The 22,465-nt window shown below is 72.7% G+C and carries 22 protein-coding genes; 9 read left to right on the forward strand and 13 right to left on the reverse strand.

Annotation, left to right across the window (positions count from 1 at the left end; all coding sequences use genetic code 11):
* Positions 1-7: 7 nt before the first annotated feature.
* From ACLVWQ_RS23105 to ACLVWQ_RS23115, 3 genes are all read right to left on the reverse strand, one after another.
* Positions 8-1,036 (reverse strand): iron-containing redox enzyme family protein, encoded by a 1,029-nt coding sequence (locus ACLVWQ_RS23105; protein WP_414111030.1) that lies wholly within the window; start codon positions 1,034-1,036, stop codon positions 8-10.
* A 64-nt stretch (positions 1,037-1,100) separates the two neighbouring features.
* A complete protein-coding gene (locus tag ACLVWQ_RS23110) occupies positions 1,101-1,469 on the reverse strand; it encodes a VOC family protein (RefSeq protein ID WP_414111031.1) in 369 nt (122 codons plus the stop codon).
* Between the two features lie 23 nt (positions 1,470-1,492).
* Entirely contained in the window at positions 1,493-1,870 is a 378-nt protein-coding gene (locus ACLVWQ_RS23115; RefSeq protein ID WP_414111032.1) for a DUF6479 family protein, read from the reverse strand.
* Positions 1,871-2,158: 288 nt separating this feature from the next.
* On the opposite strand from ACLVWQ_RS23115, the gene ACLVWQ_RS23120 reads away from it, so the two are divergent.
* The gene (locus ACLVWQ_RS23120; protein ID WP_414111033.1) at positions 2,159-2,998 is read left to right on the forward strand and encodes an RNA polymerase sigma factor SigF; all 840 of its coding nucleotides are present in this window, start codon (positions 2,159-2,161) and stop codon (positions 2,996-2,998) included.
* 206 nt (positions 2,999-3,204) lie between these two features.
* Here ACLVWQ_RS23120 and ACLVWQ_RS23125 read toward each other — a convergent pair whose 3' ends face one another.
* The gene (locus ACLVWQ_RS23125) at positions 3,205-3,582 is read right to left on the reverse strand and encodes an ANTAR domain-containing protein (RefSeq protein WP_414111034.1); all 378 of its coding nucleotides are present in this window, start codon (positions 3,580-3,582) and stop codon (positions 3,205-3,207) included.
* Positions 3,583-3,807: 225 nt separating this feature from the next.
* On the opposite strand from ACLVWQ_RS23125, the gene ACLVWQ_RS23130 reads away from it, so the two are divergent.
* Both ACLVWQ_RS23130 and ACLVWQ_RS23135 read left to right on the forward strand, forming a co-directional pair.
* On the forward strand, positions 3,808-3,981 hold the full coding sequence (locus tag ACLVWQ_RS23130) for a CsbD family protein (protein ID WP_414111035.1): 174 nt from the start codon (positions 3,808-3,810) through the stop codon (positions 3,979-3,981).
* A 268-nt stretch (positions 3,982-4,249) separates the two neighbouring features.
* On the forward strand, positions 4,250-4,936 hold the full coding sequence (locus ACLVWQ_RS23135; protein ID WP_414111036.1) for a HemK2/MTQ2 family protein methyltransferase: 687 nt from the start codon (positions 4,250-4,252) through the stop codon (positions 4,934-4,936).
* Positions 4,937-4,987: 51 nt separating this feature from the next.
* On the opposite strand, the gene ligD is transcribed toward ACLVWQ_RS23135, so the two are convergent.
* Positions 4,988-5,995 (reverse strand): non-homologous end-joining DNA ligase, encoded by a 1,008-nt coding sequence (gene ligD, locus ACLVWQ_RS23140; protein WP_414111037.1) that lies wholly within the window; start codon positions 5,993-5,995, stop codon positions 4,988-4,990.
* Between the two features lie 250 nt (positions 5,996-6,245).
* Between ligD and ACLVWQ_RS23145 the strand changes: the two genes are divergently transcribed.
* Positions 6,246-7,721: an aminotransferase class V-fold PLP-dependent enzyme gene (locus ACLVWQ_RS23145; RefSeq protein WP_414111054.1), complete on the forward strand. Its 1,476-nt coding sequence runs from the start codon at positions 6,246-6,248 to the stop codon at positions 7,719-7,721.
* A gap of 61 nt (positions 7,722-7,782) precedes the next feature.
* On the opposite strand, the gene ACLVWQ_RS23150 is transcribed toward ACLVWQ_RS23145, so the two are convergent.
* Positions 7,783-9,531 (reverse strand): ATP-binding cassette domain-containing protein, encoded by a 1,749-nt coding sequence (locus ACLVWQ_RS23150; protein WP_414111038.1) that lies wholly within the window; start codon positions 9,529-9,531, stop codon positions 7,783-7,785.
* 127 nt (positions 9,532-9,658) lie between these two features.
* Between ACLVWQ_RS23150 and ACLVWQ_RS23155 the strand changes: the two genes are divergently transcribed.
* The gene (locus tag ACLVWQ_RS23155) at positions 9,659-10,507 is read left to right on the forward strand and encodes a universal stress protein (RefSeq protein ID WP_414111039.1); all 849 of its coding nucleotides are present in this window, start codon (positions 9,659-9,661) and stop codon (positions 10,505-10,507) included.
* Here ACLVWQ_RS23155 and ACLVWQ_RS23160 read toward each other — a convergent pair.
* Positions 10,468-11,757: a DUF4032 domain-containing protein gene (locus ACLVWQ_RS23160; RefSeq protein WP_414111040.1), complete on the reverse strand. Its 1,290-nt coding sequence runs from the start codon at positions 11,755-11,757 to the stop codon at positions 10,468-10,470. The two genes, ACLVWQ_RS23155 and ACLVWQ_RS23160, sit on opposite strands and share 40 nt — an antisense overlap.
* Before the next feature lie 302 nt (positions 11,758-12,059).
* Here ACLVWQ_RS23160 and ACLVWQ_RS23165 point away from each other — a divergent pair, with 302 nt between their 5' ends.
* Entirely contained in the window at positions 12,060-12,593 is a 534-nt protein-coding gene (locus tag ACLVWQ_RS23165; protein ID WP_414111041.1) for a hypothetical protein, read from the forward strand.
* A 15-nt stretch (positions 12,594-12,608) separates the two neighbouring features.
* Here ACLVWQ_RS23165 and ACLVWQ_RS23170 read toward each other — a convergent pair whose 3' ends face one another.
* Positions 12,609-13,532 (reverse strand): LysR family transcriptional regulator ArgP, encoded by a 924-nt coding sequence (locus ACLVWQ_RS23170; protein WP_414111042.1) that lies wholly within the window; start codon positions 13,530-13,532, stop codon positions 12,609-12,611.
* 67 nt (positions 13,533-13,599) lie between these two features.
* On the opposite strand from ACLVWQ_RS23170, the gene ACLVWQ_RS23175 reads away from it, so the two are divergent.
* Complete coding sequence (locus ACLVWQ_RS23175) at positions 13,600-14,229, forward strand: LysE/ArgO family amino acid transporter (protein WP_414111043.1); 630 nt, start codon at positions 13,600-13,602, stop codon at positions 14,227-14,229.
* Here ACLVWQ_RS23175 and ACLVWQ_RS23180 read toward each other — a convergent pair.
* On the reverse strand, positions 14,129-15,136 hold the full coding sequence (locus tag ACLVWQ_RS23180) for a DMT family transporter (protein WP_414111044.1): 1,008 nt from the start codon (positions 15,134-15,136) through the stop codon (positions 14,129-14,131). The two genes, ACLVWQ_RS23175 and ACLVWQ_RS23180, sit on opposite strands and share 101 nt — an antisense overlap.
* Before the next feature lie 81 nt (positions 15,137-15,217).
* Between ACLVWQ_RS23180 and ACLVWQ_RS23185 the strand changes: the two genes are divergently transcribed.
* A complete protein-coding gene (locus tag ACLVWQ_RS23185; protein WP_414111045.1) occupies positions 15,218-15,889 on the forward strand; it encodes a TetR/AcrR family transcriptional regulator in 672 nt (223 codons plus the stop codon).
* Positions 15,890-15,925: 36 nt separating this feature from the next.
* On the forward strand, positions 15,926-17,335 hold the full coding sequence (locus tag ACLVWQ_RS23190; protein ID WP_414111046.1) for an MFS transporter: 1,410 nt from the start codon (positions 15,926-15,928) through the stop codon (positions 17,333-17,335).
* A gap of 117 nt (positions 17,336-17,452) precedes the next feature.
* Here the strand turns inward: ACLVWQ_RS23190 and ACLVWQ_RS23195 are convergent, their stop codons facing one another.
* The 4 genes from ACLVWQ_RS23195 to ACLVWQ_RS23210 form a co-directional block, all read right to left on the reverse strand.
* Positions 17,453-18,355, reverse strand: a complete 903-nt coding sequence (locus ACLVWQ_RS23195) for a Gfo/Idh/MocA family protein (RefSeq protein ID WP_414111047.1) — start codon at positions 18,353-18,355, stop codon at positions 17,453-17,455.
* Between the two features lie 138 nt (positions 18,356-18,493).
* On the reverse strand, positions 18,494-20,656 hold the full coding sequence (glgB, locus tag ACLVWQ_RS23200; protein ID WP_414111055.1) for a 1,4-alpha-glucan branching enzyme: 2,163 nt from the start codon (positions 20,654-20,656) through the stop codon (positions 18,494-18,496).
* Positions 20,657-20,745: 89 nt separating this feature from the next.
* On the reverse strand, positions 20,746-22,155 hold the full coding sequence (locus ACLVWQ_RS23205) for a maltokinase N-terminal cap-like domain-containing protein (RefSeq protein WP_414111048.1): 1,410 nt from the start codon (positions 22,153-22,155) through the stop codon (positions 20,746-20,748).
* Between the two features lie 14 nt (positions 22,156-22,169).
* The coding region (locus ACLVWQ_RS23210) for an alpha-glucosidase C-terminal domain-containing protein (RefSeq protein ID WP_414111049.1) at positions 22,170-22,465 on the reverse strand (296 nt) is incomplete at its 5' end.

Genomic DNA, 22,465 nt, shown 5'->3' on the forward strand with positions numbered 1-22,465 from the left:
GACCCGCTCATACGGCGGCCCGCAGCGACGACCGGCCCGACCGCCAGGCCCCCAGCAGCCGGTCCGCGAGGCGGTCCTCCAGCCATCCGGTGGCGTCGACCCCGAACGCGACGTCACCGTCGAGCCGGGGTTCCTCCTCCAGCAGCCCCGCGACGACCTCGCGGCGCACGACCTGTTCGTGCACCGCGTCGGCCTCGACGTGCTCGGTGTAGAAGTGCTCGGCCGCCGGGCCCGCGCCGGTGCGCCGCATCGCGTTCGCGAGCCGCCGGGAACCGGGTGAGGAGGTCGTCTCCACCGCGGCGAAGTGACCCACCAGTGCGCCGCGCAGCGCCCGGTGCAGCCCGAAGAGCGACATCAGGTTGACGACGGCCAGCGCCTCGGCGCCACTCGCGTCGAGATAGCGCCCGTACGCCGGATCAAGGCCCAGGTCGGTCATGAGGTCGGCGAACAGCCGGGCGTGTACGCGCTCGGCGCGCCCCGCCCCGAACTCGTCGAACTCCACCGCCGCCATACCGGCCTTGGCGCGTCCCCACAGGCGCGGCAGGACCCAGGCGTGCGGATCGGCCTCCTTGAGGTGGTAGACCGAGCGCTGGGCGGCGTACTCGCGCAGCTGCCACAGCTCGCCCCTGTCCTGGAGGAAATGGGAGACGCCCTGGCCGTCGACCGGCTCCACGAGCAGCTCGTCCAGGGCCTCGTCGGCGTGGTCGTGCCGCGTCGCCCCCGCGCGCAACGCCGCGAGGAAGGGCCGTTCAAGCGCCGCGCGGACCCTCAGGAGCTCCGGGTCCCATTCGCGGGCGTCGTCGACGCCCGCGAAGCCCCGGTAGTGCAGCTCGTAGCAGAGGTAGAGGGCGAGCTGGAGATCGTCGCCGAGCGGTTCGGCGTCCCTGAGCGCGGCCTCGTCGGGCAGCGGTCCCGTGCCGCGCAGGTACGCGACGAGTCCCGCGGAGATCCGTCCTCGGGAGGGCGGAAGGTCCGGTTCCACGCCGCCCGTCGGGAGATCCAGCTCTGCGACCGGCCGCTCGGCTCCAGGTTTCATGGGCACCGGGTACCCGTGATCGAGCACCCCTACCTGCGGGGACGCCCGCTCGTCCGTGGCGGTCTCAACCGCGGCCGGTGTCGATGACGCAGAAGATGTTGCCGTCGGGATCGGCGAGGACGACGAAGTCCGGGTCCTCCGGATACAGGTCCCAGTCGACCCGGCGCGCGCCCAGGGACACCAGGCGCTCGACCTCGGCGGCCTGGTCGGCGGCGTCGCCCGCGTACAGGTCCAGGTGCACCCGGGGATGTTCCTGCACGGGGGTGTCGCTCAGCCCGAGGGACAGCTGAGGGCCGGACCCTTCGGCGGGGACGAGCACCACCCAGTCGTCCTCGGCCGCCTCACGCGGTACGTAGCCCAGGGCCCTCGTCCAGAACGCCTCGGCGCGCCGGATGTCCGACACGCCCATCACCACCGACCCGATACGCACCATGGGCCGAGTGAAGCAGACGACGGTCAGGCGCGACCAGGGCCTCCGCTGCCGAAGCCGCCGCTGTCGTTCCGGTCCCAGGTGGGGCGCTGCTGGTCCGCCGCGCGGCGCGAGGAACCGCCGCCCAGCTGGTGCGGGGTGAGGCGGTCCCCGTCCTCGGGCATCGCGGCGGGCTCGCGCCGTTCGCTCACCTCGCCGACGGGACCCGACTCGGGGAGGCGGGGCTGCTCCTCGGGGCGGGGCGGGGCCGGCTGCCGGGAACGCTGCCTGCGGCCCCACCACACGGCCCAGATCAGGCCGCCGACGAGGACGACGCCCACCAGGAACGGCACGATCGCGCCCACTGCGGCGCCGGAGGCGGCCAGCGGTGTCGGAGGCGGTGCGGGTGTCACGGTGAAGTCCATTTCCGCCGAGTACCCTGCGCCGCCCGCCGAAACAGCGGGTCCGGCTCGCGACCGCCGCGGCGCCCGGACCGTTACGCTGAATGACCGGTCAATACCAGAACATCATGTTTTCAAGTGAAGAGTTTGGATATGTCCCCTTCGGGGGAATTTAGGCATAGTGCTTCGGACTGGAGGCACGTCCGTGGGAGCTGGTGAGCCAGGCCCCGGCTGTGTCCCCGCCGGCCCGTTCGCGCGCCCTCCCGTGGTGACTGTTTCCGTGAGCACCCTCTGAGGGAGATGCGACGCAGCATGCCAATCACCGTCAGAACGAAGCAGCATCCCCACGACGACGCCCCCGACACGGCTGCGGCCTTCGAACGCCTGGCCACGCTGCCCGAGGGGCCCGAGCGTCAGGCCCTGCGCGACGGACTGGTCAGGGACTGGCTGCCGATGGCGAACCGTATCGCCGTGCGCTACCGAGGCAGGGGGGAGTCCGTCGAGGACCTCACCCAGGTGGCGGCACTCGGCCTGGTCAAGGCGGTCGACCGCTACGACCCCGAGCGCGGCAACGCCTTCGAGAGCTACGCCATCCCGACCATCACCGGCGAGATCAAACGCCACTTCCGCGACCACATGTGGGTGCTGCACGTGCCCCGGCGCGTCCAGGACCTGCGCAACCGGGTCCGCGCCGCGGCGAAGGAACTGTCGCAGACCATCCCGGGCCGTCGGCCCACCATCGCCGAGATCGCCGCCCAGGCCCAGATGTCCGAGGACGACGTACGGGCCGGCTTCGAGGCACTCGACAGCTTCACCGCGCTCTCCCTCGACGCCGAGCTGCCGGGCAGCGACGACGGCTACGCGCTCGGCGACGCCCTCGGTGAGTCCGACACCGGGTTCGACCTGGTCGTCGACCGCGAGGCCGTGAAGCCTTGTATCGCCGCGCTGCCCGAGCGCGAGCGGACCATTCTCTATCTGCGCTTCTTCAGGGGGATGACCCAGGGCCGCATCGCGGAGCACCTCGGCATCTCGCAGATGCACGTCTCCCGGCTGCTCAGCGGCTGCTGCGCCAAGGTGCGCGAAGAGGCCCTCGCGGATCAGGAGCCGGAGCCGGCGCCCGGCTCCTGCCCGGAGTCACCCTCCTGGCCGTGATGCGGGGGCGGAGTGCCGAAGTCACCGGACCCGGCCGCCCCCGGACCCAGCCGCCCGCCGCGGGTGTTCCCGAGCCGGGCGGCTGCGTGGCGAGCTCACTGCCGAACCCTCCCGGGAGCGGTACGCCGGCGGCCTGCCACTCTTCGAGGTAACCAGCAGGGCCCGAACAAAACACCCTCGTCACGGCGGTAGTTGTCCGGTAGTTGTCAGGGCGGCGGGTCGTACTCCGGACGCAGGGTGGGCGCGTACCGGTCGAGCGTCTCCGTCAGGGCCGACCGGACCTCGGGCGGCAGATCGCCCTTCTGGCCCCACACGATGATCAACTCGGCGACGTTCCGGAGCTTGATGTTCGTGTGCTGCGACACCTCCCGCAGCACGCACCAGCCCTGATCCGGCGTCACCCGGCCGAGGGCCACGATCATCCCGATCGCCTGGTCCACCACGGCGTGCGAGGTCACGGCCTCCTTGAGCTGGCCGATCTCCTCCTGAAGTTCGACGATCCGGGGCGCGTCGTCCTCGGGCGCGGGGCGGCGCTGCGGACCGTCGCCGGGCTCGTCGGGACCCGAACCGGCGTCTGGCGTCATTCGTTCCCCTCCGGGGTCGCGGCACGTGGTTCGTGGGGGCCGTCCCCCGATCGGACTCCACGGTCACCGTCCATCGTCCCCACTCCGTCGGACGTGTGCCAGTGCACGGACACCGCACCGATCCGAGGTCGCTCAGCGTGACGATCTCTCACGGATTGCGAACACCGGGTGCTGGGCGCAGGGTGGGAAACGCCAGTCCAACCCTCGTTCGAAGGACGGAACACCATGAGCAAGGCGAAGAGCAAGGCCAGCCAGATGAAGGGCAAGATGAAGGAAGCCGCCGGCAAGGTCACGGACGACAAGTCCATGGAGGGCGAGGGCCGCGGCGAGCAGATGAAGGGCAAGGCCGAGGAGCTCACCTCCAAGGCCTCCGAGCGCATCAAGAAGGCCGGCCGGTAGAACCGCGGCCCCCACACGCGTACGCCCCCGATCGGTCACCGGGCCCTCACCCGTGACCGGCGGGGGCGTTCCCGTGGGTTGTACCCGCGCCCTCGGACGGAGATGGGGCGCCCGATGCGGACGAGGCGTGTGGGGGAGTGATCCAGGGGCACTCGTCGACTGAGCAGACGTGCCCGACCAGCGTTCGGCGCCGGTGCGCTCACCTTCCCCACCCGCTTCCCCGCGCCGACTCCCGGACCTGGCGGGGCGTCCGGACGGAGGACACCCCATGGCTTTCCTCGTCGACCAGACACGCCCCGCCGGCCCCTGGACGGCACCGCCGGGCGTGTACGCGCCGCAGGCCGACACGTTCCTGCTGGGCCGCGCCGTCGACCGGGAGGGCCCGGCCCCGGGCATGGACGTCCTCGACCTCGGGACAGGCACCGGAGCCCTCGCGATCCACGCCGCCCGAAGAGGCGCTCGGGTGACGGCGGTCGACATCGCCTGGCGGGCCGTCCTCACCGCCCGGCTGAACGCCCTGCGGTCCCGGCAGCGGCTCACGGTCCACCGCGGTGACCTCCTCGGACCGGTCCGAGGCCGCACCTTCGACATGATCATCAGCAATCCGCCGTACGTGCCCACGCCGCCCTCGGAGCCGTCCGACGGACGGGGACGCGAACGGGCCTGGAACGCCGGGCTCGACGGACGCACCGTGCTGGACCGCATCTGCTCCGAGGCGCCGGGCGTGCTGCGGCCCGGCGGCGTCCTGCTCATCGCCCAGTCGGCGCTGAGCGGCACCGAGGAGACCCTGGACCTGCTGGCCGGCTCGGGACTGCGGGCCACGGTCAGTGACCGGGCGTACATCCCGTTCGGACCGGTGCTCCGCTCGCGTCTGCCGTGGCTCAGGGAGTCCGGGCGGATCGCGGCGCGCGAGGACACCGAGGAACTGGTGATCGTCCGGGCCGAGCGGACCTGACCGCAACCGAGCGGACCTCGGCCGCGAGGGGACGGCCGGAGGGGTCCCGTCTCACACCGGCCGCTCGCGGACCACGTCACGCGCCGGCTTGTCGTGCCGCAGCCCGAGGAACCGCGGATGGCGCAGCATGCCGTCCCGCGTCCACTCGGTGAATGCGATCTGCGCGACCAGCACCGGCTCGGCCCAGTGCGCGCCCACCTCACGCACCTGACCGGTGAACGGCGAGGCGGCGAGGTGGAGCCGGTCCAGGGCGTCGCGCAGCGCGAGCAGCGTACGGCGGTCGAAACCCGTACCCACCCGGCCCGCGTACCGCAGGCTCTCGCCCTCGAAGTGGCCCAGCAGCAGGGCGCCCAGACCGGCGCGGCTGCCGCTCGGTTCGGTGAACCCGCCGATCACGAACTCCTGCTCCAGGGAACACTTCAGCTTGAGCCAGTCCGGCGAACGGCGCGGCTGGTAGGGGCTCCTGGCCCGTTTCGCGATCAGCCCCTCCCAGCCCCGGCCGCAGGCGTCGGCCAGGAGCGCGGCGCCGCCCTCGTTGCGGTGGGCGGTCAGGCGCAGCGGCGTGCGGTACGTCAGGGCGCGACGGAGCAGCGACTTGCGGGCACGCAGCGGAAGCCGGGTCGTGTCCGCGCCCGCCAGCCTCAGCAGGTCGAAGAGGTAGTACGTCACGGCGACCTCGCTCGCCTCGACGTCCCGGCGCCGGGTGAGCCCCATGCGCTGCTGGAGCCGCCCGAAGTCGGTGCGGCCGTTCGTGAACGCGACGATCTCCCCGTCCACGGTGAAGTCCGTGCACGGCTGGGCGGCGAGCGCGGCCACGATCTCCGGATACGTGTCGTTGAGCCGGTTGCCGGTGCGTGAGAACAGCAGGACCCGGCCGCCCTCGCGCACCGCCAGCACGCGGATACCGTCGAGTTTCCGCTCGAAGAGCCACTCGCCGGGGAAGTCACGCCGGTCGCTCGGAGTGGCGAGCATCGGCCGGGACGCCAGCTCGACACCGGGGGCGGCGTCACGCAGCAGTCGGCTCTGCTCCGCGGGCAGGGAACCCAGCACGTCGGTCATCGCCGCACACTCCTCTCACCCCTTTCCCCTGCGTACGCATCGTCCCGCAGGCCCCGGGCGGCCGCGACCGCGCGCCCCGCGCCGGGCCCGGGGAAGCGCGCGACGAGCCACGCCGAATGGCGCAACTCCTTCCGGCCGGCGCGGATCGCAGCATGATGTGAGGAGCACCGTGTCCCGCCCTGGCACGCGGGGAGGGCCCGGCCTCATGGGAGGAGGACCCGTGGACAGGACGGCAAGCAGCCCCGGCCACATGTCCGGCGGCGATGCCGACGGCGACGCCCGCGCGCAGGACCTGGCGGAATTACGCAGCCGGGAGTTCGGCCACCTCGACACCGACGGGCACACCTACCTCGACCACACGGGCGCCGGACTCGCCCCGGCCTCGCTCGTCCGGGCGAGCGCCGACCGGATCACCGGCGGCGTCTTCGGGAACCCGCACTCCGAGAGCCCGGCCTCCCGCGCCTCGGGAACACTGCTCGCGCAGGCGCGCCAGGCGGTGCTGCGCCACTTCCGTGCCGACCCGGCCGAGTACGCCGTGATCTTCACCCCGAACGCGACGGGCGCGCTGCGCCTGGTCGGTGAGGCGTACCCCTTCCACCGGGGCAGCAGGCTGGTCATGCCGCTCGACAACCACAACTCGGTCAACGGTCTGCGGGAGTACGCGCGTTCACGCGGGGCGAGGACGACGTACGTACCCGTGGGCGGCCCCGGCCTGCGCGTGGACGAACAGCGGCTGTGGGCCGCCCTGCCGGCGCGCGGCGGCGGCGTCGGCCGGCTGATCCCGCGACCCGGCGGGCGCAGGCACGGTGAACGCGGGTCCGGTGAGCGCAGACGCGGGCTGCTCGCCTATCCGGCGCAGAGCAACTTCACCGGCGTCCAGCATCCGCTCGACTGGATCGCTCGGGCGCGGGCCCGCGGTTACGACGTCCTGCTCGACGCGGCGGCCTTCGTCCCCGCCAACACGCTCGACCTGAGCCGCCACCACCCCGACTTCACGGTCGTCAGCTGGTACAAGGTCTTCGGCCATCCCACCGGGGTCGGCAGCCTGATCGCCCGCCGGGAGGCGCTCGCCGGGCTGCGGCGGCCCTGGTTCTCCGGCGGCACGATCTACGCGGTGAGCGCGCAGGCGCAGTGGCACGTCCTCGCGGACGACGAGGCGGCCTTCGAGGACGGCACGGTCAACTTCCTCTCCATTCCCGACGTGACGGCCGGACTGGAGTGGATCGACGGCGTCGGCATGGACCGGGTGCACGCCCATGTGACCGCGCTGACCTCCCGACTCCTGGCAGGACTGGCGCAGTTGCGGCACGGCGACGGCTCCCCGCTGGTCAGGGTGTACGGCCCGCGGGACCTCGTGGCCCGCGGCGGGACCGTCGCGCTCAATCTGCTGGACGCCGACGGTCACGTCATCGACGAACGGGTCGTCACCCGTGACAGCGCCGCCCGGGGCATCTCGCTGCGCACGGGCTGCTTCTGCAATCCGGGCGCGGGCGAGGCGGCCTTCGCCCTGCCGCCGCCCCTGCTGCGTTCGGCCGCCCGGCGCCGACTGGCCTCCCTGGAGGAGTACCTGGAGCTGCTGCACCTGCCGTCGGCGGGCGCGGTCCGGGTCTCGCTCGGTCTGTCGTCACAGCCCCGCGACATCGACACGTTCCTGACGTTCGTACGGGAGACCTACCGGGACCGGGTGCCCGGCGCGGCCGGTCTGGAGGCGAGGGAGGGCTGCTGACCGCCACCCGGCGGACGGGTGAGCGGCCCGGAGCCCCGACGGGCCCCGGCGCGTGGGGAGTTCACCGTCCCGCCCGTTCGCGCACCACACCGTTGTGGCACCTGCGCACGAGGACCGCCCAGGTCGCGCCCAGGAACAGCAGCGTGAAGCACGCCAGGACCAGCCAGCCACGGCTCGCGGGGCCGGCGAACGAGCCGCCGTACGACGCGAGGAGCGGCGGGCCCAGCCGGGAGGCGCCGTCGCGCCACAGCGCCTCCAGTCCGACGCCGCTGCCGAGCGCCTCGAACGCCCAGCGGTTCGTCATCGCCCAGCTGATCGCCTCGCCCGCGCCCGTCATCCGGGGAACCGGCACGAAGGCACCCGAGAAGAGCACCTGGGGGAAGCAGAGCAGCGGCAGCATCAGCGTCGCCTGGCCCGGATCGGTCACCGCGGCCGAGGCGAGCAGCCCCAGCGCGAGCGCCGCCGCCGAGGCCAGCACACTCGACACGAACAGGGAGACACAGGTGTCCCAGCCGGCCGCGGGCAGCCGGTCCAGGGCGCGCAGCACGGCGAGCAGCAGGGCGTCCGCGGCCGCGAGCACCGGCAGCATGATGGTGAGCTTCGACGCGACGTACGGGCCGATCCGCAGGCCGGCCAGCCGTTCGCGGCGCAGCACGGGCAGTTCCGTACAGATCTGCAGCAGCCCGTACGTCAGCCCGAAGAAGAAGGCACCGAAGGCGATCCAGAACATGATCATCGCGGTGGAGCCCGGGTCCGGGTCCGCCGGGTCGAACGCCCCCGCGCGGAACAGCACCGCGAACATGGCCACGATCATCACGGGCGAGCCCGCCAGCACGGCGACCGAGAGCCGGTTGTGCAGCAGCAGCGCGATGCCGCGCCGGGTGAGCAGGGACCACTGCCGTACGGCGCCGACGCCCGGCCGGGGGAGGGGTCGCGCGGGACCGGTGGGAGGCGGCGCCGGGTCGCGAGGCGCCGGTTCGTGCGACGACGGCTCGTGCGGCGGAGGTTCGGTCCCGGCGCCGTCGCGGACCGTGCCGTCGGACACCGCCCCGTACACGTCCTCGACCGTGTCCACCCCGAACGCCCCGCACAGGGCGCCCGGTTCACCGGCGTACGCGATCCGCCCGCCGGGGGAGAGGAACACGACGCGGTCGCCGCGCAGCAGATCGGCGGGGACGTGGGTGGTGAGCACGATGGTGGTGCCGCCCTCGGCGAGCGAGCGCAGGGTCCGCAGCAGGGCGGCGGCGGTGACCGGGTCGAGGCCGGAGGTCGGCTCGTCGAGGAAGAGCGCCCGCGGGCCGGTGAGCAACTCGGCGGCGATGCCGGCCCGTTTGCGTTCACCGCCGCTCAGGGCGCGCACGGGTGTGCCGGCCCGGTGGGTCAGTCCCAGGGAGGCCAGGACCCGGTCCACCGCCGCCGTGACGGAGACGGCGGAGGTGTCCGGGGGCATGCGCAGGCCCGCCGCGTACACCAGGGTCCGGTGCAGCGGCAGGTCACGGTGGAGGATGTCCTCCTGCGGCACGAACCCGGACTCCGGCCCCGGCGGACCGGGCCGGGCACCGTCGTGCAGCACCGCCCCCTCGCCGGCGGCACGCAGTCCCGCCAGTGTCTCCAGCAGGACCGTCTTGCCCGCCCCGCTGCTGCCCGCGATCATGACGATCTGTCCGGGCGCGGCGTCGAACGACACGTCGTCCAGGACGCGCCCCGCCCCGCGCACCCGCTGAGTGAGCCGGCGGGCCCCGATCCGCAGGCCGTGCACGGGAACGCGCGGCGGCGAGACGGGCGGACGCGGTCCTGTCGGAGTCGGCATGTAGGCAGCATGCCAGCGGGAGGCGCGCGGTGGACCCGGCTCGCGGACCCCGACAGACGGCCCGCGCGCGGGGCGGCGGGGCCGCTCGGTAGCGTGGGCGGTTCGACCTACGTACGGAGGCCATCACATGACCCGCCCGATCACCGTGGGAGCGGACGGTACCGCCGAATCCCTGGCCGCCTTGCACTGGGCCGGCCGGGAGGCGGTACGCCGAGGACTTCCGCTGCGTGTCGTGCACGCCTGGGAGAAGTCCGACGGCGAGGACCGTACGGCAGACGTCCGTGAGGCGCTGGAGCGGACCGCGGACGATGTCACGGGACGTCACCCCGGCCTGACGGTGACGGCCGAACTCGTCGACGGCGGCCCGGTCGAGGCGCTCCTCGGCGCGGCGGCGGAGGCCGAGACGCTGGTGCTCGGCTCACGCGGGCACGGCGCGATCGTCGGCTTCCTGCTCGGTTCCGTCGGCCAGCAGGTCATCGCCGAGTCCACCCGGCCCGTCGTGCTCGTACGCGCCGGGGACCAGGCCGAGTCGGAGGCGGGCGGCCGCGAGATCGTCGTAGGACAGCAGGGCGGCCCGGAGGACAGCGGGGCCGCGCTGGGGTTCGCCTTCGAGGCGGCGGCCGCCCGCGGCGCCGCCCTGCGCGTCGTACGGGCCTGGAGCCTGCCCACCGTGTTCACCTACAGCCCCGGCTCGATGGCACTCCTCGACGAGGCCGGGGGTCTGGAGCCGTACGAGAAGAAGGCGCTCGCGGAAGCGTTGCAGCCGTGGCTGGAGCGCTTTCCCGACGTACAGGTGACCCGGCACGTGGAGATGGGCAGCGCCGGTGAGGTGCTGCTGTCGGCGGCGGCCCGCGCCCAGCTGGTGGTGGTGGGCCGGCGCGCGCACCGCTCGGCGGTGGGCTCACGCATCGGTTCGGTGGCCCACGCCGTCGTGCATCACGCGCCCTCCCCGGTGGCGGTCGTCCCGCCGGCCTGAGCGCCGGGCCCGGCGGCGTCCGACGGGGGCGGCGGCGCGATCGGCTCCTTGGGCAGGATGTTCGTGACGTAGTCCCGTACGACCGTGTCCAGATCGATGTCGTGCTGCGCCCGCTCGGACAGGTACCACCGGTGTTCCAGCAGCTCGTGGTACAGCTCGGCCGGATCCATGGAGCCGCGCAGGTCCGGCGGTATGGCCCGCACGGTGGGCCGGAACACGTCCCGGACCCACCGGTGGGCCAGGACCTCGGGCCGGGCGGAGTGAGGAGGGCCGCCCGGTGCGTAGTCGTCCTGGGTGGCCATCCAGCTCTCCAGGTCGTTCAGCAGCCGCCGCGCCTGGTTCTCCTCGGTGTCCAGCCCGGTCAGCCGCAGCAACTGCCGCTGGTGGTGCCCGGCGTCGACGACCTTCGGCACGAACGTGACGGTGTCGCCGTTGGAGGAGTGCGCCAGCCGCATCTCGGCGACGTCGAAGCCGAGGTCGTTGAGCCGTCTGATCCGGCGGTCGATGTAGTGGTGCTTGCCCGCCGGGTACACCGACGTGCGGGTGAGCTCCTGCCACAGCCGGGTGTAGCGCTCGCAGATCTCCGTGCCGAACTCGATCGGGTCCACCGACGGGTGCAGCGCGCCGGAGGCCTCCAGGTCGAGCAGCTCACCGCTGATGTTGACCCGGGCCAGGTCGAGGTCGTACTCCCGCTGCCCGGTGCTCAGTTGCGGATGCACCTCACCGGTCTCGGCGTCGACGAGATACGCGGCGTACGCCCCGGCGTCCCGGCGGAACAGGGTGTTGGACAGCGAGCAGTCGCCCCACGCGAACCCGGCGAGATGGAGCCGGACCAGCAGCACGGCCAGCGCGTCCATGAGGCGGTGCATGGTGGCGGGCCGCATGGTCGTCTCGAACATCGACCGGTAGGGCATCGAGCCGCCCAGATGCCGGGTGATGAGCACGGACTCCAGCGGCTCGCCCGCCTCGTCGGTGCGGCCGGTGACCACGGCGAGCGGGTCCACCGCCGGGATGTTCATCCGGTCGAGGCCGCGCAGCAGTTCGTACTCGCGCAGGGCGGGCCGTTCGGCGAGCTCCTTGACCGCCACGACCTCCGTACCGGCGCGCGCGTACCGCACCACGTGCCGGGAGATGCCCCTGGGCAGCGGCACCAGGTAGTGCTCGGGCCACTCCTCCAGGGGCAGCTGCCAGGGCAGGTCGAGCAGGAGCGCGGGATGCTCCGGGTTGGTGGCGCTGATCTGCAATGCCATCGCTCGCTCGCCCTGCCTCACGGTCGGCCGTCATGTCGCAGGAGCATCTCCGCACCTGGGCGGCCCCCGCGTCAACACGACGTACCGATCGCTCACGCAGGTGGGAGACCCACGGGGCCGTGGGACGTGATGTGCGGCACGCCCGGGTGACGGCCGGGACACCCGGGACGAGGGTTCTGGCTGCACACGGCTTGATCGCTGATCAAGGGGGGTGAAAACCCTGGCCAACGCGCATTCCGCTCATTTGACACCCCGTCGCCCGCCCGGATAGGAAGCAGCCCTCGGAGGTCGAGAGGTGGACTGTGGACGAGCCGAATGTGGTCGGGGACTGGCAGGAGTACGACGACGAGCATGCCGGTCTGCGCGTTCGCGTCCACGGCCTGGAGAAGGCCGAGCCGCCGCGGGGACGTGACGACGCGGCCGAGGGACTGGTCTACCTCCGGTTCCGGGTGACCGTCGAGAACCGCACGACCACCGGCTACTGCGTTCATCTGGAGGACGGCCAACTCGACATCCGGGTCGGAGGCGACGGCGAGAGCGCGTTCCTGGACTGGCGCAACTCCCAGTTCATCGAGGGCTTCGACGTCTATCCGCTGCGCCGCGTCACCTCCGTCCTGTACGCCGCCGCCCCGGAGGACTGCCTGTCCCTGGTGGACATCCAGGTGCAGCTGAAGGTCGACGACGAATGGACCGGGCGGTACCTCTGGTCGGGCGGCATCGGCCCGTACGACCCGGCCGTCGGGGTCGGCGCCAGGTCCGACTCCGCCCTGGACAGCCTCGCCGCGCAGGTGATCAGCTTCCTGGAACGGGAGGCGGGACCCGGCCCGGCCGCCTGAGCCTTCCTCAAGCGCTCAGCGGGCCCGGTCGCCGTCGAGGGCCTCGGCGGCCTCCGCCGTGACGGCCTTTGCGACGGCCGCCAGGGCCGGGAAGTCGAGTTTCCACTGCTGCCAGAACAGCGGGACGTCGGTGTGCAGGTCCGGTGCGAGCAGGACGAGCCGCCCCGCGCGGAGCAGGGGAGCCGCCTGCACCTCGGGGACCATGCCCCAGCCCATCCCCGCCGCGACGGCGTCGATGAACCCCTCGGAGGTCGGCACGAGATGCCGCGCCGCACTCGCCCCGCGACGGCCGTGTACGAGCCTGCGGACGAATGCGTCCTGGAGGCCGTCCCGCCGGTCGAAGGTCACCACCGGCGCGTCGGCGACCACCTCCCGCAGCGCGGTGCCGGGCCCGTCGCCGAGCCGTCGCGCGGCGAACCCGGGGCTCGCCACCGGCACGTACCGCATGAGGCCGAGCCTGCGGACGGAGCAGCCCGTCACCGCGTCGGGTGACGAGGTGACGGCCGCCATCACGAGCCCCTCGCGCAGCAGCGCGGCCGTGTGGTCCTGGTCCTCGCGGCGCAGTTCGTAGCAGAGGCCCAGCTCCTCGGGGACGCGTGCGAGCGCGGGCAGGAACCAGGTTGCCAGCGAGTCGGAGTTCACCGCGATCGACAGCCGCGCCGGATCCTTGGAGCCCGACATGCCCAGCTCGGCCCGGGTGTCGCGGTCGAGCCGGGCCAGTTGGCGCGCGAACCGCACGACGGCCTCGCCGGACTCGGTCGGCCTGACCGGCTTCGTGCGCACCAACAGCACGCGTCCCGTGCGCTGTTCGAGGGCCTTGACCCGCTGGCTCACCGCGGACGGGGTCACGTGCAGCACGGCGGCCGCGGCGTCGAAGGTGCCCTCGTCCACCACGGCCAGCAGGGTCCTCACCTGGTCGAGGGGCAGCTCTGTCATCACGATGGCTAAGGATACGTAAGAATCTTTAGCTGTACTTCTCCTGGGGCGGCTTCCTAGCGTGGGTGCCGTGAACAACGCGCTGACCGCCACGGCCGCCGGATTCGGCACCGGCCTCTCCCTGATCGTCGCCATCGGCGCCCAGAACGCCTTCGTCCTGCGCCAGGGCGTGCGCCGGGACGCGGTGCTCGCCGTGGTGGGCATCTGCGCCCTGTCCGACGCGGCGCTCATCGCGCTGGGCGTCGGCGGCGTCGGTTCCGTGGTGGTGGCCTGGCCCTCGGTGCTGACCGCCGTCGGGCTGGTCGGCGGCCTCTTCCTGATCGCGTACGGCTGCCTGGCCGCGCGCCGGGTCCTGAGGCCCTCGGCGCTGACCGTGACGGAGGGACCGGCGGACCCGGTGGGGGCGGCGGGCTCGCGGCGGCGGGCCGTGCTCACCTGTCTGGCGATGACCTGGCTGAACCCGCACGTCTACCTGGACACCGTGTTCCTGCTCGGCTCCATCGCGGCCGACCGGGGGCCGCTGCGCTGGACCTTCGGTCTCGGCGCGGTGCTCGCCAGCCTCGTCTGGTTCGCCGCGCTCGGCTTCGGTGCCCGGCTGCTCAGCCCGCTCCTGGCCCGGCCCTCGGCGTGGCGGGTACTGGACGCCCTGATCGCCGCGACGATGATCGTGCTCGGGGCCACCCTGATCGCCGGGGTGTAGGACCGGCGCGCGGGGGCCGTCGGCGGGCCGTGCCGTCCCCGCGGCGCACGACGGCGACCGCCAGCAGGCCGAGGGCGAGCCCCGCCACCGTCTGCGGCCCGAAGTGCTCGCCGAACATCAGCGCACCCCATACCGCCGTCACCGGTGCCATCAGGAACATGAGCGTGTTGACCTGGGTCACCCCGGACCGCCTCAGGATCAGCCAGTACAGTCCGTACCCGCCGAACGTGGAGAGCGCCACGAGCCACACCACGGCGGTCCAGAACGAACCGTCCGCCGGCGGCACCACTGCGCCGGTGGCGGCGGCGAGCGCCGTGAAGACGACGGCGCTGGTGACGGCGTGGATCGTCATGGACACCATCGGCCGGACATCCGTACGGGACCGGCGGTCCAGGAAGGTCGCCGCGACCATGCACAGCATGCCGAGGAACGGCACGAGGTACGCCCACCACGCGACGCCGCTCGCGGCACCCGCGTCGGCCGTGGTGACGACGGCGACACCGGCCACCCCCAGCCCGAGACCGAGCCACTGCGTACGCGACACCGCCACTCCCAGCAGCGGACCGGCCAGCGCTCCCGCGACCAGCGGCTGGGTGCCGTCGACGAGGGCCGTCGTGCCGCTGGAGACACCCAGGTCGATGGCGTAGTAGACGGTGAGGAGGTAGCCGCTCTGCGACAGCGTCCCGATGGCGGCCTGCCGCAGCAGGTCGCGAGGCCCGAGATGGCGCCAGGACGCTCGTGCGGTGGTCAGCGCGACGGCCCCGAGGGCGAGGGCCAGCGGCAGGAAGCGCCACATGAGGAGCGTGACCGCGGAGGCGGTGCCCGACCCGAGCTTGGCCCCGATGAAACCGGAGCTCCAGGCCCCGACGAACGCGATCGACAGCAGGATGTTCGCAACGCCGCACACCTCCGAGGGTGGATGGCAGACCCGGGAGTATACCGATCTGTATATCTGAGCCGAGTATACAGATCAGTCTACTATGGGTGGATGAGCATCACGGACACACCGCGCCGCGTACCGCTGACCCCCGCCGCCCGGCGCGCGCTGGAGGCGGCCGGGCGGCTGTTCTACGAGCGGGGGATCCACGCCGTCGGGGTCGACCTGATCGCCGCGGAGGCCGGCGTCACGAAGAAGACGCTCTACGACCGCTTCGGCTCCAAGGACCAGATCGTCGTCGAGTACCTCGCCGGCCGCGACGAGCGCTGGCGCGCCTTCCTCGCCCCGCGGCTCGACGCCTCCGAGTCGCCGCGCGACCGTGTCCTGGCGGTCTTCGAGGCCTCACGCGACTGGATGGACGAGAACGGCCCCAGAGGCTGCAGCATGGTCAACGCCCATGCCGAGATCGACGACCCGTCCCACCCGGCGTACACCGTCATCGACGACCAGAAGCAGTGGACGCTCACGCTGTTCACCGATCTCGTACGCCCGCTCGCGCCCGCCGGGGCCGACTCGCTGGGCCGGACCCTGATGCTGCTCCACGAGGGCGCCCTGGTCGCCCACGGCCTGCGCATCTTCCCCGGAGCCCTGGACCAGGCCCGCGAGCAGGCGGCGATCCTCCTGGCCTCGGCGTCGGAGGCCGCTTTGCCGGCGGCCGCCGAGCCGGGCTCCACGCGCCGAACGGCGTCCCGCCCGTCCACGGACCGACCCGCCGCGCGGTGATCGCTCGGCATCGGCGATAGTGGCTCTCGTCGAAAGATGTATCGAGCAACCAGGACGGGTGTGGACACCAGCAAGGGCAGTGCGGACAGCGGCGCGGAACAGCGGACCGGGGCCGTGGAACCGTCGAGTCCGCAAGCTCCTACGGCCTCCGCGGCCCCTTCGGATCCGTCGGTTTCCGCGGACTCGGCCGACCGGGCACGGACCGGGTGGCGGCGCTGGGCGATGGACACCCGGCCGCTGCGCCGTCCCGCGTACCGTCGCCTCTGGTCCTCCACCATCGTCACCGCCGTGGGCAGCCAGCTCACCGCCGTCGCCGTACCCAAGCAGATCTACGACATCACGGGATCGTCGGCCTGGGTCGGTTACGCGAGCTTCGCGGGGCTGCTGCCCCTGGTCGTCTTCGCGCTCTGGGGCGGCGCGATCGCGGACAGCGTGGACCGGCGCAAGCTCCTCCTCGTCACCAACACCGGCATAGCCGTCACATCGCTGCTCTTCTGGATACAGGCCTTCACCGGACTCGCCTCGGTCGCCGTCCTGATGGTGCTGCTCGCGCTCCAGCAGGCGTTCTTCGGCCTCAACTCCCCGGCCCGCCAGGCGTCCATCGCCCGGCTGGTCCCCAAGGAGGAACTGGCCGCGGCGAACGCCCTGGGCTCGACCGTCATGCAGACCGGCCTGGTCGCGGGACCGCTGCTGGCCGGAGCGCTCATCCCCGTCGTGGGTCTCGCCGAGCTCTACCTGATCGACGCCCTGGCCCTGTGCGCCACGGTGTGGGCCGTCTACCAGCTTCCCGCGCTGCCGCCCCTGGTCGCCGCCGGCGCGGCGGCCGGCCGGGCGGGGCTGAAGGGGATCGTCGAGGGCTTCCGCTACATCTCGCTCCACCAGGTACTGCTGCTGTCCTTCCTCGCCGACATCGTGGCCATGGTCTTCGGCATGCCCCGCGCGCTCTTCCCCCAGCTCGCCTCGGAGACCTACGCGCCGTACGGCGAAGGTCTGGCGCTCGGACTGCTGTTCGCGGCGATCCCCATCGGCGCGGTCCTCGGCGGACTCATGTCGGGCACCTTCTCCCGGGCGCGCCGGCACGGCCTCATGGTCATCGTCGCGGTGATCGCCTGGGGAGTGGCCGTCGCCGGGTTCGGCCTGAGCGGCAACCTGTGGGTGGCCGTGGCGTTCCTCGCCGCGGCCGGGGTCGCCGACATGGTCTCCATGGTCTTTCGCGGAGCCATCCTCCTGTCGGCCGTCACCGACGAACTCCGGGGCCGGATGCAGGGCGTCTTCACGGTCGTTGTCGCGGGCGGCCCCCGGCTGGCCGACGTGCTGCACGGCACGGCGGGATCGGTGCTGGGGGCCCGTACGGCGGTCGTGGGCGGCGGACTGCTGGTCGTCCTCTCGATGCTGGTGCTGGCCGCGACGATGCCCGCGCTGCGCCGCTACAGCGCGAGCGTCTGAGGCCCCGTCGGAGGCGAGGGCACCAGGCGCCGCGGGCCCGGTGGAGGGCCGGCAGTGCCGTTCCCCGCACCCTCGGCGACGCCGGTGCGGACGCGCTCGGCTCGGCTGTCCACCGGCTCAGCCGTCGACGGCCGCCGCGGCCTGTGCGATCAGCTCCTGGAGGTAGAGGCCGCGGTGGGCGTCGAGCTCACCGGACACCCCCGTGCGCACGGCCGTCGCGAAGGCCCGGCGCAGCACCGGCCAGCACGCGTCGTCGTCGAGGTCCGCGTTGTCGTACACGAGCGGGGTCCCGCGGCCGAAGAGCTCGACCCGCAGGATTCCCGGCTGTACGTCGACCGACCCGGACAGCGAGGCCTGGCTGACCGCGCCGCTCTCGTGCTCGCAGGTCAGCTCGACCCACCGGCGGGGATCTCCCGTGCCGTGGATCCGCACGACGGGTCCCATGGCGGCGTCCAGGAGGTCCAGGACATGGGGTCCGAGATCCAGCAGCGCGCCGTGCTCCAGCCGCCAGGGGGTCGCGAAGTCGCCGCCGAGGAAGGCCCCGCTCAGACAGCACGAACGGGCCCCCGACACCTCCATGCCCCGCGCGGCCTCGACGAACCGCCGGGCGACCGGGTGGTAGCGATTGGTGAGGACGACCTGGGAGACGACCCCGGCCTCGTCGATCGCGTCGACCAGCCGCCGCGCGGACGGCACGTCGAGACCGAGCGGCTTCTCCAGGAGCACCGCCTTGCCCGCCTTCGCCGCGCGCCCGGCGAGGTCCGCCTGGATGTCCGGGGGCACCGCGAAGGCCACCGCCTCGCACCGGTCGAGCAGCTCCTCGAAACGCGCCACCGCGACGGCTCCGTACGGCTCGGCGGTCTCCCGCGCCGCCTCGGGGCGCCGTGCCCACACCGCCGTCAGCTCCGTCTCGGGTCCGGCGGCGAGCACGGGCGCGTGCACCCCGCGGGCCCAGGGGCCGGCGCCGACCAGGCCGACCTTGACGGGGGAGTGGGGCCAGGGGGACACGATGTCGGCCACGGAAGTCCAATCTGTTCTGCGTCGCGGGTCGGTGCCGGGAAGCGGCGACCGTGGAACGAACGACCCGGACAGGACGTGCCCGCCGAGCCGTTCCCCGGGACGCGCAGGCCAGGACGTGCCCGCGCCGGCCGGCAGAGGCTACGCGGGGCGCAGCCACACCGTCGCCAGCGGCGGCAGGGTGAGCCGCACACCGGCCGCCCACCCCTGCCACTCCTCCCCGTCGGCCTTCACCGTGCCCTCCTGGGTGACGCCGCTGCCGCCGAAGCACAGCGCGTCGGTGTTCAGGACCTCCCGCCAGGCGGGCACGTCGTCCGGCACCCCGAGCCGGTAGTCGTGCCGGACCACCGGCGAGAAGTTGGAGACGGACAGCAGGGGCCGGCCGTCCGCGGCGAACCGCAGGAACGCGAAGACGTTGTCCTCCGCCGCGCCCCCGGCGACCCAGGCGAACCCGCCTGGCTCGGTGTCCCGTTCCCAGAGCGCCCCGGCGTCCCGGTACTGCCGGTTGAGCTCGCGGACGAGATCGCGTACGCCCCGGTGGTCCGCCTCCGCGCCGTACGCCGGATCCAGCAGGCCCCAGTCGGGTCCGTGGGCCTCGGACCATTCGGCGCCCTGGGCGAACTCCTGGCCCATGAAGAGGAGTTGTTTGCCGGGGTGGGCCCACATGAAGCCCAGGTAGGCGCGGTGGTCGGCGCGCTGCTGCCACCAGTCGCCGGGCATCTTCGACACCAACGACCGTTTGCCGTGGACGACTTCGTCGTGCGAGATGGGCAGCACGTAGTTCTCGCTGTACGCGTACACCATCGAGAAGGTCATCTCGTCGTGGTGGTACTTGCGGTGCACGGGCTCGTGACGGATGTACTCCAGCGAGTCGTGCATCCAGCCCATGTTCCACTTCAGGCCGAAGCCGAGACCGCCGGTGTCGGTGGAGCGGGTCACCCCGTCCCAGGCGGTCGACTCCTCCGCGATGGTCACGACCCCCGGCACCCGCCGGTACAGCGTCGCGTTCATCTCCTGGAGGAACGCCATCGCGTCGAGGTCCTCCCGGCCGCCGAAGACGTTGGGGGTCCACTGGCCGGCCTCGCGCGAGTAGTCGAGGTAGAGCATGGAGGCGACGGCGTCGACGCGCAGCCCGTCGATGTGGAACTCCTCGCACCAGTACACCGCGTTGGCGACCAGGAAGTTGCGCACCTCCACCCGCCCGTAGTCGAACTCGTAGGTGCCCCAGTCCGGATGCTCGGCCCGCCGGTCGTCCCTGGGCTCGTAGAGCGGCTCCCCGTCGAAGCGGCCCAGCGCCCAGTCGTCCTTCGGGAAGTGCGCGGGCACCCAGTCCATGATGACGCCGATGCCGGCCCGGTGCAGCGCGTCCACGAGGTACTTGAAGTCGTCGGGGGTGCCGAGGCGCGAGGTGGGCGCGTAGAAGCCGGTGACCTGGTAACCCCAGGACCCGCCGAAGGGGTGCTCGGCGACCGGCATCAGCTCGACATGGGTGAAGCCGAGGTCGTTGACGTACGCGGGCAGCTCGTCGGCGAGTTGACGGTACGTCAGCCCCGGTCGCCAGGACGCCAGATGGACCTCGTACACCGAGAACGGCGCCCGGTGCACCGGGAGGTCGCCGCGCCGGGCCAGCCACCGCGCGTCGCGCCACTCGTGGTGCGAGGCCGTGACCACGGACGCCGTGTCGGGCGGCACCTCGGTGTGGCGGGCCATCGGGTCCGCCTTGAGGAACCGGTCGCCGTGCCGGGACGTGATCTCGAACTTGTACCGTGCGCCCTCGCCGACACCGGGCAGGAACAGCTCCCACACCCCGGACGCGCCCAGCGACCGCATCGGGAACTGCGTGCCGTCCCAGCAGGTGAAGTCACCGGCGACCCGCACCCCTCGGGCGTTCGGCGCCCACACCGTGAAGCGGGTGCCGGTCACGCCCTGGTGCTCCATCGGCTCGGCGCCGAGCGCCCGCCACAGCTGCTCGTGCCGGCCCTCTCGGACCAGGTGCAGATCGAGTTCGCCGAGCGCGGGCAGGAAACGGTACGGATCGGCCACCTCCAGCTCGACCCCGTCCGCGTATCGGACCAGCAGTGTGTACTCGGGGACCGAGTCGAGCGGCAGCACCCCCGAGAAGAGACCGTCACCCTCGCTGTCCAGCAGCATCCGCAGCCCGTCCGGCAGCGACACCGCCACGGACCGGGCGAACGGCCGCAGCGCGCGCACGACGACACCCTCCGGCACGGGGTGCGCACCGAGCAGTGCGTGCGGATCGTGATGGGTTCCCGACAGCAGCCGCTCCCGGTCCGCCACCTCCATCGAGGACACCGTCGGGCGGACGTCCTTCGACGGCGACGGCGGTGGGGTCAGGGGTACGGAGATGTTGCGGGCTGCGGCTGCCACGGTTTTCAGCCTCCTTGAGCGCTGTGGAAAGAAGGGACCGGTGTGTGCGGACCACCGGATGGCGCGGGGCTGTGCGGGGTGTGCTCGGCCAGGCGGGCGATCGCCGCCATCGGTACGGGCAGCCAGTCGGGCCGGTGCCGCGCCTCGTACAGGGCCTCGTACACGGCCCGGTCCGTCTCGTAGGCCCGCAGCAACGCGGACTGCGCACGCGGATCCCACCGTGCCTGGGCGGCGTACCCCGCGCAGTAGGCGTCCCGGCAACGACGGGCCCACTCCGGACGCCACGGGTGGCGGCTGCGGGCGGCGTAGTCGAAGGAGCGCAGCATGCCCGCGACATCGCGTACGGGGGACTGCGGCTGCCGGCGTTCGGCGATGGGACGGGCCGGTTCGCCCTCGAAGTCGATGACGAACCACCGCTCTCCGGCCCGCAGCACCTGACCGAGGTGCAGATCGCCGTGGATCCGCTGCACGGGGCGGCCCGAGTCGAGGACGGCGAGCGCGTCGAAGGCGCCCCGCAGCCCGTCCACGAAGGGCGTCAGCTCCGGCACCGACCGGCTTGTCGTGTCCAGCCGTTCGATCATCGCGGCGGCGAGTCGTCTGCTCCCGTGCCCGGCCGCCGCGCCGAGGGCGAAGGCCGCGGCCAGGGCGAGATGCACCTCGGCGGTCGCGCGCCCCAGTTCGTACGCCTCGTCCGTGAAGTCCCGTCCCGCGGTGAGCGATTCGAGCGCGAGGGTCCACCCGTCGACGGCGTCCGGCAGGAACGGCTGGAGCACGCCGAGTGTCGCCGGCTGCGGTTGCGAGGTCCGGAACCACGCCACGGGGGCCGGTACCCGGGTGCACCCCTGGCGGGCCAAGGCCCAGGGCACTTCGAGGTCAGGGTTGATCCCCGGCAGGACACGCCGGAATATCTTGAGGATGTACGCGTCCCCGTACACCAGCGAGGAGTTGGACTGCTCGACGTCCAGCAGCCGGGGTGCCAGACCGCCGGGCACGGCCACCTTGGCGTCCCGCTCGAACCGCAGAGGGCCCGCCGTTCCCGGAGTGCGCAGCCGCTCCAGGAGCAGGCCGGCCGACCGGGGCTCCTGAAGGGCGTCGTACACCGTCAGGCCGGCCAGGGGTCCCTCGCTGGCCCGCCCGATGCGGGTGTGGGCCAGCCGCGGCGGCAGGACGTCCCCGACACCGAGGAGCAACTGGTAGCAGTCCCCGGGCCCGGAGTCGTCCCCGGTGCTCACCAGAAGATGCAGGCAGGCCGGGTGCAGCTCGGTCACCGAGAGCAGGGACAGTTCTGTGACCCGGCGGCCCTTGCCCGCGAACCAGCGCTGTTCGGGCAGCCACGCCCGGAGCAGGTCGGCGAGCGACGTGAGCAGATGAGCCGGACCGTGGTCGCTGGGGCGTGGTGATACGACCGTGCGCATGGCGACCCGTCCTTTCAGGAGCACACCGTCAATCGGCGTTCGGTGAGCACAGTGGCGTCCTTGCGGAGTCGGAACCAGTAGAAGCCGTGGCCGGCGAGGGTGAGGAGGTAGGGGAGTTCGCCGATGGCGGGGAAGCGGACGTCGCCGATGAGTTCGACGGGGTGGCGGCCGGTGAAGGCCTGGAGGTCGAGTTCGGTGGGCTGGGCGAAGCGGGAGAAGTTGTGGACGCACAGGACGAGGTCGTCCTTGTACTCGCGGAGGAAGGCGAGGACGGCGGGGTTGGTGGAGGGGAGTTCGGTGTAGGAGCCGA

It is taken from the genome of Streptomyces sp. CWNU-52B (assembly GCF_047444975.1).
Lineage (GTDB): Bacteria > Actinomycetota > Actinomycetes > Streptomycetales > Streptomycetaceae > Streptomyces.